11 protein-coding genes are annotated in these 12,589 nt (G+C 56.3%); 6 read left to right on the top strand and 5 right to left on the bottom strand.

The features are described 5' to 3' along the window. Positions 1–349: 349 nt before the first annotated feature. From B2R17_RS26345 to B2R17_RS26335, 3 genes are read right to left on the bottom strand one after another with little or no spacing between them, the layout of a single operon-like run. Positions 350–1,774: a cytochrome c gene (locus tag B2R17_RS26345; RefSeq protein ID WP_286766330.1), complete on the bottom strand. Its 1,425-nt coding sequence runs from the start codon at positions 1,772–1,774 to the stop codon at positions 350–352. A gap of 34 nt (positions 1,775–1,808) precedes the next feature. Then, positions 1,809–3,035 carry a lysophospholipid acyltransferase family protein gene (locus tag B2R17_RS26340; protein ID WP_286766329.1) on the bottom strand — a complete coding sequence of 409 codons (1,227 nt, stop codon included), beginning with the start codon at positions 3,033–3,035 and terminating at the stop codon, positions 1,809–1,811. Then, positions 3,032–4,531, bottom strand: a complete 1,500-nt coding sequence (locus B2R17_RS26335) for a serine/threonine protein kinase (protein WP_236615433.1) — start codon at positions 4,529–4,531, stop codon at positions 3,032–3,034. Before B2R17_RS26335 ends, B2R17_RS26340 begins: the two co-directional genes overlap by 4 nt. Positions 4,532–4,824: 293 nt before the next feature. Between B2R17_RS26335 and B2R17_RS26330 the strand changes: the two genes are divergently transcribed. Together B2R17_RS26330 and B2R17_RS26325 are read left to right on the top strand one after the other, a co-directional pair. Beyond that, on the top strand, positions 4,825–5,634 hold the full coding sequence (locus B2R17_RS26330) for a TIGR04282 family arsenosugar biosynthesis glycosyltransferase (RefSeq protein ID WP_286766328.1): 810 nt from the start codon (positions 4,825–4,827) through the stop codon (positions 5,632–5,634). 1 nt (position 5,635) lies between these two features. Continuing rightward, positions 5,636–6,850, top strand: coding sequence for an NAD(P)/FAD-dependent oxidoreductase (locus B2R17_RS26325; RefSeq protein WP_286766327.1), 1,215 nt, complete (start codon positions 5,636–5,638; stop codon positions 6,848–6,850). Positions 6,851–6,875: 25 nt separating this feature from the next. On the opposite strand, the gene B2R17_RS26320 is transcribed toward B2R17_RS26325, so the two are convergent. Both B2R17_RS26320 and B2R17_RS26315 read right to left on the bottom strand, forming a co-directional pair. Next, a complete protein-coding gene (locus tag B2R17_RS26320; protein ID WP_286766326.1) occupies positions 6,876–7,634 on the bottom strand; it encodes a rhodanese-like domain-containing protein in 759 nt (252 codons plus the stop codon). 18 nt (positions 7,635–7,652) lie between these two features. Beyond that, a complete protein-coding gene (locus B2R17_RS26315) occupies positions 7,653–8,558 on the bottom strand; it encodes an NAD(P)/FAD-dependent oxidoreductase (RefSeq protein WP_286766325.1) in 906 nt (301 codons plus the stop codon). An 85-nt stretch (positions 8,559–8,643) separates the two neighbouring features. Here B2R17_RS26315 and B2R17_RS26310 point away from each other — a divergent pair, with 85 nt between their 5' ends. The 4 genes from B2R17_RS26310 to B2R17_RS26295 all read left to right on the top strand — a co-directional run bounded on the left by B2R17_RS26310 (position 8,644) and on the right by B2R17_RS26295 (position 12,498). After that, positions 8,644–8,991, top strand: coding sequence for an ArsR/SmtB family transcription factor (locus B2R17_RS26310; protein ID WP_286766324.1), 348 nt, complete (start codon positions 8,644–8,646; stop codon positions 8,989–8,991). A gap of 147 nt (positions 8,992–9,138) precedes the next feature. After that, a complete protein-coding gene (locus B2R17_RS26305) occupies positions 9,139–10,734 on the top strand; it encodes an aldehyde dehydrogenase (NADP(+)) (protein ID WP_286766323.1) in 1,596 nt (531 codons plus the stop codon). A gap of 289 nt (positions 10,735–11,023) precedes the next feature. Beyond that, complete coding sequence (locus B2R17_RS26300) at positions 11,024–11,224, top strand: hypothetical protein (RefSeq protein ID WP_039961736.1); 201 nt, start codon at positions 11,024–11,026, stop codon at positions 11,222–11,224. Beyond that, positions 11,221–12,498: a DUF1559 domain-containing protein gene (locus B2R17_RS26295; RefSeq protein WP_286766322.1), complete on the top strand. Its 1,278-nt coding sequence runs from the start codon at positions 11,221–11,223 to the stop codon at positions 12,496–12,498. Before B2R17_RS26300 ends, B2R17_RS26295 begins: the two co-directional genes overlap by 4 nt. The last annotated feature ends 91 nt before the right edge of the window (positions 12,499–12,589 follow it).

Genomic DNA, 12,589 nt, shown 5'->3' with positions numbered 1-12,589 from the left:
GGCGTACGCGAGGGTGAGGGCCGAGCATGAGAAGCGGCGCAGACTACCCTCCCCCGGAAATCTCACTGAACGCTCGCTTTCCGACCCCTCCCGCTGCGCGGGCGGGGTTTTCAAGGCGTTACAGGCACAGCATTTTAAAACTGCACGACCTCGAAATGATCGGTGGGATGCCTGAAGGCCAACGGCCTTCTTCCACCTAGTCAGGGGCATCGTCCCTGAGATAGAGAATCAACGGCAAACGGTTTGGCGAATCCCGACCCACCGTAGCCGGATTCGCCAAGAATTCGGACCTGCACGAAAATCGAATCCTGGAAACCTCAGCTCCACTCATCAGCGCGAGCCCGGAAGACTACCGAGCCGCGACTTCGGTTGCCTTGGGTTCTTCGGCGGACTCTTCTTCCGGCTCCGGTGGCGTCTGCAACGATCGCAAGTAGTTGATCAGGTGCCACACGTCATCCTCTTCGAACTCACCATCAACGAACGTCGCCGCTGGCATCGGTGAACCTTCGATGCCTTGCGTGATTCGGATGTACAAATCGTTCGCGGTTCCACCACCGTGGAACAACCCGGTCGTGAAGTTTCGTGGCTTGGCATTGATGGGAGGCAAAGCTCCTCGAGCCAACAACGGAATCAATGCGTCGCGGTTCTCAGGTTTGATGCCGATGCCGAGCGTCCATTCCTTCGTCCAATCGTCGAAGTCGGTTGTCTGACCGTCGCCCAATCCTTTCACGCCGTGACACTTGCTGCACAGTGCAATCTTACCGACGTACAGCTCTTGCCCTCGTTTGACCGAATCAGCCAACGCCTCGGCTTGCTCGCCGTTTTGGAAAGCGACGAATTCCTCGTAGTTGTCCGCCACCGGCAGATCGGCCGGCGGTTCGGGAACTTCCACGACCATGTCGGGAGCAGCCAACCAAGCGTCCGCGATTTCCAATGCGTAATCTTCGGCGATTTCCCAACCTTCATCGAACAGCTCCTTCTCTTCTTCGTCGGTGGAGTTCCTGTGAGCGGGATTGATGATCCGATCACCGCCCTCCAAGTCCAACTCGAAGATTGCATCGTCGATCAGAGTTCGTTCCAACTCACCTCGCCAAGAAAGATAGATCACGTAGTCGGTCAAGGCTTCGGTTTGTTGATCGATCACCTCTTCATTGACCGCGTCAATTTCGTCGTCGCTGAGCGTATCGATCGCTTTGCCGATGTGAGCTTCGACTTGCTCGTCGGTCAGTTTTGGCAGGGCGACCATGGCGGTGCCTTGGATGCCGTTTTTAATCAGCGTCGCCAAGTCTTCTCGCGTGGGTTTCTCACCACGTTCGGTCGATTTGAATTTGAAAATCCCCTTGCGGTAGTCGCGAGGATACGGGTTCAAAATCGCGGAAGACGAACCGCGTCCATCGCCACTGATACCGTGACAAATCGCACAGTGTTTTTGATAAAGCCCGCGGCCTTCGGCGTCGGCAGGCCCTGATGCCATCATCAGGTTGTCCAGCGACACAAGCGATGCAAAGTCTTCGTCTTCCATGGCGACTTCCGGCAATTTCGGTTGCTCCGGAGTCCCAAACATCTCGGTCACGATCCAGAACGCATCTTTGGACGCTTGTTCCATTTCGATGCCTTCCTTCAACTCGTACTTCATCGAATGCACGAGATTGGGTTCGAACGTCAGCGGTTTCGGTTCGCTGCAACCGCTGATGAACACCGAACCTGCCGCGATCGTGAAGGCCCCGGCCAAAGATGAAAAGGATTTCAGGCAGCGAAGAAAGTTGGACGGCATGATCGTGTTGGCGTGAGATGAGTTGAAAGGCGACTCAGGCCAACAATTTGGCCTCTTGGGACAACGATGTCACCATTGTATGCAGTTGTTCCCGCAATTGGCAAAGCACCGGATCGGCTTCACCACGTGGTGGACGACCAACCGGAACGGGGATGGCTTCTCCGACATCGATGACGACCTTCATCGGAAGAGATTCCTTCGCCTTGCCAAAAATCGCTTCTTGGATGCGTTGAATCGTTTCCACGATGCGAGTGTCAGTGATTTTCCCCGGTGCTAAGTATTCATCGGGAAACGAAAGGAGAAACTGTGCCAGGTCCGCGCGTTCCGCGTCGCGACGAAAAGTCGCAGGGTCACGATCCGCATCATCGGTCGCAAAGTAAGTGGCGGAGACCGCGGCGCGAATTTTACGCACGCGTTCCCGCACATCCTCGCTGGGCTTCGCCTCCAAGCTATACCGTTCTTCCGCCTGCACAAGCAACTGCTCAATCAATCGATCTCGTCGAGGACTGAGTTCGCCCGACGAGGCGTGCCCGGTGAACTCGATCTCCTTGAGTGCCAAATAGGCCTGCGAGACTCGCAGCAATCGCTCGATCAGTTTCTCGATTGATCCTGCGTTCGACGCCGGTTGCCAACTCAGGGTTCGCTCGAGTTCGGCCAATTGAACGTGAGCCCACTCGTGAGCGTCTTCCAGACACAGGTACTTCAATCCAACCGGATGAATGACAACCTGCCCCTTCTCATGCTTGGCTCGTTTCTTCGCAGCGGATCGAGCGATGAACGAAACGCCGTCGAGCAACGGTTTCAGAATGTCGTTGGTTCTGTTGGTCGTGCCTTCGGGGAACAACACCAGAGGTCGTTCGCCACTGACCAAGATATCGATCGCTGTTTCCAAAGCCTTGCGATCGTTGCCTTCGCGAAAAACGCTGAAGGCACCCATTCGCCGCAAGGCAAACTGCTCAAACTTGTTCGTGTTGAACAAATGCCAAGACGCCATCGCGTACAGATGCGTGCGGACCTGACGAGCCAACCACCCCAGCACGATTGGATCGGCGTAGCGGCAGTGGTTGGGCGCGAGGATGATCCCGTGACCGGCATTCAACGATTCGGCGAACCGTTCAGCATTGCGACACTCGCCACTAAGAACAGCCTCCTTCGTCCGAAGGTGCCAATCGATCAAGCGAAAGCTTTGAATCGCGGTGGGCCAAAGATTTCCGCGATAGGGCGGGACAAATTCGTAGGGCCGATCAAGAACTACAGTCAAGACGTCACTTTCGCGAGAAAATATCCCAGTGCCAATGCGGCGACGAATAGCGAAGTCACCACGGTGCCCAACAAGACCGGATCGATGCCCTTGCTCCGGTTGTCAGCGATTTGCGTGCGAGTATCTGAAGGCTTGCCGCGATCGATGCCCGAACCGACCCCACGTCGACTTCCTGAACTGGGTGCCCTCGCCGTTGGTCCCTTGTACCCGGACTCGACTTCCAGATCGAGGAAACTTCCCTCCAACATATCGGCGGGTGTTCCCATTGAACCAACCTTCACCAATCGACCGCTTTCGCTGGCCGCTTGGTTCTGCTCTCGGATGAGCTTCGAACGACTGCTCGCCAGCGTGTCGTCGTTTTTGTTCGTCAGAGTGTCCTGATTGGACTGCGTGACCATCGATCCGGAGCTACTGTCGAAATCCATCGAAGACAAACTGCTGTCTTCGTCCGGACCTTCGCCCAGTCCGACTCGAACCGCTTCGCCCTTAGGTACCGCGGCAGCAAACTTTTCCAAAACCTCGGCCACGTCGGTGGCGTTTTGGTAGCGATAGCGAGGATCCTTTTGGATCATCTTCACCACGATGCCTTCGAGTTCGCCGGGGCATTCCGATCGCAGTTCTCGAATCGCTTTTGGCATTTCGTTTTGGTGTTTCGCGATTCGCTGGGCGAGCGTGCCTTCGGCAAACGGCGGACGACCGGTCAACAAGAAATACAACGTGCAACCAAGACCGTAGATGTCGACTCGGTGGTCGACCGTGTGACTGTTCAGAGCTTGCTCGGGTGCCAAGTAGTCGGCCGTGCCGAGAACGTTTTCGTTGTTGGCGACGGTCAATGATTCGTCGTCACCCGTTTTCGAAACCAACGCCAATCCCATGTCCAGCAACCGAACCCGGCCATCGCTGTCGATCAACAAGTTGGCAGGTTTCACATCTCGGTGCACCACGCCGCGATTGTGAGCGTGTGCCAATCCGCGAGCGGCTTGAGAGATGAGTTCGGCGGCGGTTGAAAAATCCAGCGGTCCGTCTCGCCGGACCAACACCTGCAAATCCACCCCGTCGACGTACTCCATCACGATGTAGTGAACGTCGCCGTCATTGTCGATGTCGTGCGCCAACACAATGTTCGGGTGGTTCAGCGATGCGATCGCTTTCGCTTCCAGTTTGAAGCGAGCCAGATAAGAGGCATCGTTGACGCGTTTCTTCGGCAGCACCTTGATCGCGCGTTTGTCGCCCAAGCCGATGTGCTCGGCCAAATAGACACTGCTCATCCCGCCCGAACCGATGTGACCGAGCAATTTGTATTTGCCCAGGAAGAAACCCTTGTACTTCCCGGTGAACAACTTCTCGATGTGCCAATCCGTCAGCAGGCCGGCTTTCTTGTAGGCCAACGCCAGCTTCTTCGAACTGACCGGCAGATTCCCTTCGCACTTCTCTCGGACTTTTTTCAGGAACCGTTCCTGCGTGGCTTCGTCGACCAAGTTGCTACGTGCAACCATCTCGACAAATCGTTCCGATGTGATCGAAGCCATGGCGTGTGGAAAGAAATCCCGCTAGAAGACAAGTCCGTTGCTGAACATCTCGGTGGAAGAGACGCCTTTCAAAGGAAGTGAGCGACGCGGCGAAGGTATCCCCGCGCGATCGCCCGCTCAATCAAGTTTAACCAAAACTTCGCGTTCGACAGAACGAAAATGCTGGATTGCCGAACGCCAAGGGCGGAATTGTAAACGAATCCGACATCGCTGAGTGGTCGCACCCGTGGCCGTTTCCTGACTCCGTCGAATCATTTTTCATGCCCAACTCGTCGAAGACTCCGCTTCGCCCACTCACAACTTCCGACTCGTCGATCCGCACGCTCGGCGTGATGGCCAAAGTCGCGATCGAAGGCAGGGTCAAAACACGCCTCGGCAACACCATTGGTTTCGACAAATCAGCCCAAATTCACCAGCGATTCCTCGATCATCTGTTCAAGGTGTTCCAAGATTGGGGCGATAAGCGGCACTGGGTCGTCTCCCCCATCGAATCCATTTCTCCGACGACACCCAAACCAACCTCCGATTGGCAAATCATTGACCAAGGTGGAGGAAATTTGGGCGATCGCATGCGGCGATGGTTCGCCAACCACGCTTGCAACCGCCCTGCCCTGCCCCGCAGCCATGCGATTCTGATCGGCGCCGATTGCCCTCTGCTGAGTCCCGCAGAAATGGATCATGCCGATCGACTCTTTCGCGATTGCGACCTGGTACTGGGGCCTGCTGCGGATGGTGGCTACTACCTGATCGGACTATCTGTGCCTGCCAATTCGCCGAACGAAAACAATCCCCCGAACCGGGTCACGCCTCCGTCCCGCACGATTTTGGACGCCCTTTGGAACGACATACCCTGGAGCACGGACGAAGTTTTCGAACGTACGGTGGCCGCGGCGGAATCGATTGGTCTGCGGATCGGCAGGCTTCCGATGCGTTCAGATGTCGACACAGAAGATGATCTGACTGCCCTCCTTCATCAAATCGAACATCCAGCCGACAATACGGAGGTGTCCTCCGATCACATTGAACTCGCTCGAGACATTCGCCGCATCCTATCTCAACCAATGATCTGAATTGTCCGCCCCTCCATCTTCCACCAGCGACCACGTTAGCCAGCCTCACCAAGAGTCCACCGGCACGCTGGTTGTGGGCGGGGGAGCAATCGGACTTTCCATCGCTTGGGAATTGGTTCGCCGAGGCGAAAAGGTAACGGTGATTGACCGCGGACCGATCGCCCACGGAACGTCTTGGGCGGCGGCCGGGATCCTACCGCCCGCCAACTTTGATCGAGCGACCGACCCGATCGATCGCCTTCGCGGATTCAGTCACACGCTGTGGCCTTTGTGGTGCAAACAGCTTTTGGATCAAACCGGCATCGACCCCGGACTGATTCGGTGCGGCGGCTTTTATTTGGCCGAAACGGTTGGAGAGGCGTCCGCCCTGACTGGCATGATGTCGTACTGGGACGACCTCGCCGTGGAATGCCAACGCATCGAATTGACGGAGTTGCTTTGTCGGCAACCTCGACTGACAGAATGGTCGCAAACCAATCCTTGGATTCAGTCGCATCCAGACAGCGCCGCTTGGTGGACCCCCGATGAATATCAAATCCGCCCGTCTCGATTGCTGACGGCTCTGGCCACAGCGTGTCAAAGCCAAGGTGTGCAGCTCCTGCCGCATACGACGATCCTCGAACTTTCATCCGACAGCTCCGGTTGCACCGCGAGGACTTTGACTCGGGATGCGGTTGAGCACTCCTTGCGCAGCGAGCGGACGATCCTTTGCGGGGGCGCGGCAATCGGCAGCATTTGCCCCGAGATCCGATTGGAATCTTCCGTCATTCCAATTCGCGGTCAAATTCTGTTGCTGCACAGCGACACGTTCACCGACCCAATCGTTCTCAACGTTGGCAACCGTTACTTGGTTGCTCGCGGCGATGGAAACGTCTTGGTCGGATCTTGCGAAGAAGAAGTCGGCTTCGAACAAGGCACCACCGACGATGTCATTCAAGGCCTCCGAAGCTTTGCAAATCGTGTTTGCCCAGAACTGAAATCGGCAACAGTCGCGTCGCAGTGGTCAGGCCACCGCCCAATGACATTCGATGGGTTCCCGATGATCGGACGAGTGCCCGATCAAAGAAACCTGTTCGTCGCCGGTGGTCACTACCGCAGCGGAATCCATTTGGCTTCCGGAACCGCTGTTGCGATGGCCGATGTCATCGAAGGAAAACAATCGTTCATGGAACTGTCTGACTTCTCGGTCGGCAAACAGCAAACCGCTTTACGCTGATCTGTTTCGCACTGAGTCGGTCGGCTCACTCAAAACAACGATTGCGAACCGTTGCACCGCCGGAAAGGTTTTGAACTTCAAATCCGTTCTGACGCAAAATCCGAGCGGCGATGTGCCCGCGAACACCAACGGCACAACTGACAACAGTGGGCTTCGCACGATCCAGTTCACCTAGTCGCTCTCGTAGCTCATCGACCGGAATGTGAATCGCCCCCAATGATTCGCGAAGGGGAGCCTTCTTAATCTCGCCCGCCCCGCGAACGTCGACGATCTGAACCTCGTCCAACGACGCGTCGGAATCGCGAAACGACTCGACTTCGTCCAGTGCATTGCACGCGGCAAACGCGGCCATGTGAACCGGATCCTTGGCCGAACCAAATGGCGGTGCGTAAGCCAGATCCAATCCAGCCAGATCGCGAACTGTGCCACCAAAGTGCATTGCGGTAGCGATCACATCGATGCGTTTGTCGATGCCTTCGCCGCCAACGCACTGAGCTCCCAGAACCTTGCCGGTGCCAGGTTCGAAGGTCAGCTTCAGCGTCATCACCTCCGCACCGGGGAAGTACCCCGCGTGATGCTTCGCGACGATTGTCACGCTGGTAGCATCCTTTCCAAACCGCTTCGCAGACGCTCTCGTCAAACCAGTCATGCCAACCGAAACGTCGAACACTCGTACGACACTGGTTCCCCAAACGGGAGTCGCAGCAGCCGAATGCCCTGTTACGGCATGCTCACCCGCCAAACGGCCTGATCGGTTGGCCGGGCCAGCCAACGGAACTCGCATAGGCGTTCCCGTCGGACCCTACACGGGCTCGGATGCATCGCCGACCGCGTAGATATCGGAATCGCTGGTGCGTGAAAACTCGTCGATGGAGATTCCGCCCGTGTTTCCAATCTCCAAACCAGCTTCCGTTGCCAACCCCGAATTGGGCCGAACACCGATCCCCAAAATCACCAAGTCAGTCGACAATTCTGTACCGTCGCTCAATCGAACCGATGTCGCCAAATCACCATCCAGCTGGATGGATTCCAACCCGACACCTAAGTAAACTCCAACATTGTTTCGGCGCAGTGAATCATCGATCGGGCGAGCCATTTCGTGATCGAGCAATGGCAGGACTTGGTCACGCAGTTCAACCAGATCGACCGCCACGCCGCGACGTCGCAATTGCTCGACCATTTCCAATCCAATGTAACCGGCACCGACCACCACCGCTCGGCGAACCAATCCGGAGTCCACGCGGGCCTTGATCCGGTCCATGTCGACCAAGTTGCGCAAGGTCAGCACATTACTGGCATCGACGCCCGGCAGATCGGGAACAATTGGTGAAGCTCCCGGTGCCAAAATCAGCTTGTCGTATGACTGCTCATACGTTTTGTCTTGTTCCGAGGTCGCACCATGCCGAACGACGGTCACACATCGCTTGTCACGATCGATTGAAACAACCTCCTCCCGAGTTCTCACATCCAACCGAAACCGTCGCCGAAGAAAATCAGCCGAAGCCACCACCAAGGCGTCACGATTTTCGATCTCTTCCCCGATGTGGTAGGGCAGACCACAATTGGCAAAGGAAACATCCTCGTCCTTTTCGAACAGAATGATCTCGGCTTGTTCGTTCATACGCCGGGCACGAGTGGCCGCCGAAGCACCTCCCGCGACACCGCCGACGATGACCAAGCGAACGGGTGCATTGTGTTCCACCGACATTTGACTTTCCTTTCCAGTCGTTACCTCGTAACATCACGACACATAAATATCGATTCCCCCTCTTCAGTGCAACTGCTCCTTCGCAATGGCCTCTTCAAAACCTCGCACCAGCAAACGTGCTCCGGAAGAACCCACCAAACCGACCGGCGACGTGCAATCGTTCTCCGAGGCTGCGGAGTGCTTGAAAACGCTGGCCCACCCGGTTCGGCTGCGGATTGTTCAATTGCTTTTGCACAGTCGGTACACGGTCGGAGAAATCGCCGCGGATTGCGAAATCGCGGATAACCTGGCCTCCGAGCACCTGCGTTTGCTGCAGCGGTGCGGTTTTCTGGACAGCGAACGAGAAGGACGCCGGGTTTACTACCAGGTGGTCGAGCCACATCTGACCCAATTGATGGCGTGCATCGAATCGAGATTTTTGCCGGGCGAATGACTCCGGACCAATAACCTCGCGAGGAATCCCGCGCGACAACTGGGGCGTGACCGCTTGAGGCATCTGGGAGAATGATTGACGATACAGGCCGAACTCAATGGAGTTCCTTCGCGTCCATCACACCTCGTCGCAGAAAGATTGCCTGCTATGTCCATCGCTTCTCCCGCCACGCACCCTGTTTTGATCGCTGGAACTTGGCGTGAAGCCAACGCTGAGTCCACTTTCCAGGCCACCGACCCCAACCGCAACGAAAAACTCGACGCCGCATTTCCCGTCAGCAGCTGGAAAGATTGCGACGAAGCACTCGACGCTGCCGTGGAAGCCGCCACTGAACTTCGCAAACTCGGCCCGGCCAAAATCGCCGACTTCATGGAAGCGTACGCGGACAAGATCGATGCCGCGAAAGATCAATTGGTCGAAACCGCCTTTGCAGAAACCGGATTGGCTCGTTCACCACGTTTGGCCGATGTCGAGTTGCCTCGAACCAGCAATCAATTGCGTGCGGCTGCCAAAGCATGCCGGACCGGCAACTGGGCCATGCCAACCATCGACACTCAAACGGGCATCCGTTCTTGCCTGGGACCACTGGGACCTGTGTGCGTGTTCGGCCCCAACAATTTCCCGTTCGCATTCGGCAGCGTTTCCGGTGGCGACTTCGCCGCGGCCATCGCAGCCGGCAACCCGGTGATCGGCAAAGCCAACAGCTCACACCCTGACACCACTCGACTGTTCGCCGAACTGGCACTCGAAGCCCTCACCGAGACCGGTCTGCCCACCGCAACCGTGCAGTTGATTTACCGAACCAGCCACGCGGATGGTGAGAAACTGGTTTCCGATCCGCGCGTCGGAGCAACCGGCTACACAGGCAGTCGCGGCGCCGGACTGACACTGAAAGCCGCCGCAGACAAAGCTGGGAAGCCAATCTACTTGGAACTGTCCAGCGTCAATCCCGTGGTCATCACTCCCGCCGCATTGGAAGAACGCGGCGATGCGATCGTTGATGAATTCATCACCAGTGTCCTGATGGGAACCGGACAATTCTGCACGAATCCCGGCATGGTGATGCTCGTCAAATGCGAAGCGACCGACAAGTTCATCGCCGCGGTGAAGGAACGCTTCACTGCCGCACCGGCCGGAACGTTGTTGTCTCCCGCCGTAGCATCTTCGCTCGGCAAAAGCATCGAACAATTGGTTGGATTTGGTGCCGAACTGCTCGCCGGCGGTGGCGAAGCTGAGTCAGACCGATGTGCGATGGCCAACACATTGCTCAAAACCAGTGGCACTGACTTCCTCAGCAATCCAGAAGGTTTCCAAACCGAAGCCTTCGGAAATGCATCCTTGATCGTGGTGGCCGACAATCTGGATCAACTCTGTGAATCCATCCGTCATTTGGAAGGCAACCTGACCGGCTGCGTCTACACTTCGACCAACGGCAACGACGAAGACGCGTACTCACAAATTGCGTTTGAGTTGGAACCCAAAGTGGGCCGAATGCTGAATGACAAAATGCCAACCGGAGTCGCCGTGAGTGCCGCGATGAACCACGGTGGTCCTTATCCCGCGACCGGCCACCCCGGCTTCACCGCGGTTGGAGTACCCGGATCGTTAATCCGTTTTGGCAAGCTGACCAGTTTCGACAACGTCCGAGAATCTCGCCTTCCCGCTTTGCTGCAATCGACTCCACCAACCACTGACACATGGCGTCTGGTGGATGGAGAATGGACAAAAGACGCGATTTCTTAACAAAGAGAGCGAATTGCCTGGGCTGATTCTCGAGATTTCTCAAAAAAACCTCAAAAGAGTCAGTGCTCAAGAACCCGCCCTTCGATCTCGTTTCCGGAAACATGCTGACAGTTGAGATTGTCAGCATCGATCTATTCCATCGATTTTAGCGATGGGGGCCTCAACCCCATCGCGTTTGATATTTGGCGCCCTGAAAAAAGTGCCTATGGTCATTGCAGTGGCTGAGTAAGAGAACGGCGGAGCATTCAAACTCTTGCCGGCCATTTGGTTTATCACCTTATAGGACCAAATGATGACTGCACGACTTGGCCTCGTGGGCAAATGGATGACCGCCGGCCTGCTTCTATCGGCACTAACCGGATGCGGCGCCCCCCAACCAAAGATCCTTCCACTTGCATCCACGGATGAGGAGCAAGCCTCCATCGAAGCAACCATGGGACGAGCCAACACAGCGGTGACTCAGTTGCCAGGTGAATGTGACTTCAAATGAACACAACATCACCCCAAAGCTTTTCATTGCCCGTTGGCCAAACCTCTCAAGGTGTCATCATGTTCGCTTCCGCTCCAGTGACTGAGCACGCACATTTGCGACGCTCCTCAAAACGCGTCAACCGACACGCATTCTCGTTGGTCGAACTGGTTGTCGTGATTGCAATCCTCGCCGCCTTGGCCGGATTGCTGCTGCCAGCCGTCCAGGCTGCTCGTGAAGCAACCCGGCGGATGAACTGCAACAACAACTTCAAAATGCTGGGGTTGGCACTTCACAACTACCACGCCGCCTACAACAACTTTCCTTATAGCCGGATCGTCAACGACACGAATTGGCGTGGCTATGGTCCGGTCGTCGGCTTGCTTCCGTTCATGGAACAACAAGCCGCTTGGGAGATGATCTCTCATCCTCATACCAGCGAAAGCGGCAACCAATACGTCGCATTCGGTGGTTTCCCGTGGACGGCAGACTACACGCCCAACCGCATTCAAATTCCCACACTTCGTTGCCCTTCCGACCCAGCGGAAAACAAAACGATCGGTCGTTTGAACTATGGATTCTGCTACGGCGACGCGGCTCGCTACATTTCCTTCTATTGGTTTCATCCCGACCAAAATCGTTCCGACCCCGCCTACAACTGGTTGGGTGATGAGGCCGTCGATCGTGGCATGTTCACTTGGAATAAAAGAAAGAGATTCCGTGACTGCAAGGACGGGACCAGCCAAACGATGCTGATGGGCGAGATGGCAACCTTCCTGGACGACCGCTCGATCATTGGCACTGCCGCGGTGTTCGACGACCGACAATTTCAAACCGATCTTCAACAGTGTGCAAGCACTTATGATCCTGAACGTCCTCAGTTCTATAAGTCTGACCAAGAACTGATCGGCTTTGGCAATTTCACCGGTCAATCCAACCGTGGACGTTGGTGGACGGATCCGATCGCGTGCAACACCGCGGTCAACACGATCTTTGCCCCCAATAGTGTCAGTTGCACCTATAGCACCGGACCAGGCTCGGATTGGTACGGTGGCGTCTACAGCGTCACCAGCCGCCACCCGGGCGGAGCTCACATTCTGATGACTGATGGCTCCATCAAATTTGTGACCGACTCGATTGATTCGGCAACCAAAGGTGTGGACTCCAACACAACGGTCACCCGCTACGCCCCCGGTCCCGTTCACCCAGCCGGCTCAGAAAGCCCCTTCGGTGTCTGGGGAGCCTTGGGCACGTCCAGCTCCCAAGAGATGAGAGCCAACGAAGTCGAACTCTGAACGACGGAGCGGCCGATCCGGCGGTCGCCCAGCAATTCTTTCAGCACAAAAATCAAGCGAACCCGAAGCGTTTCCCCCCTCGCGGTCTCTA

It is taken from the genome of Rhodopirellula sp. UBA1907 (assembly GCF_002337565.1).
Lineage (GTDB): Bacteria > Planctomycetota > Planctomycetia > Pirellulales > Pirellulaceae > Rhodopirellula > Rhodopirellula europaea.
Note: the sequence above shows the minus strand (reverse complement) of the source record. Positions and strands in the feature narration are given on the sequence as shown.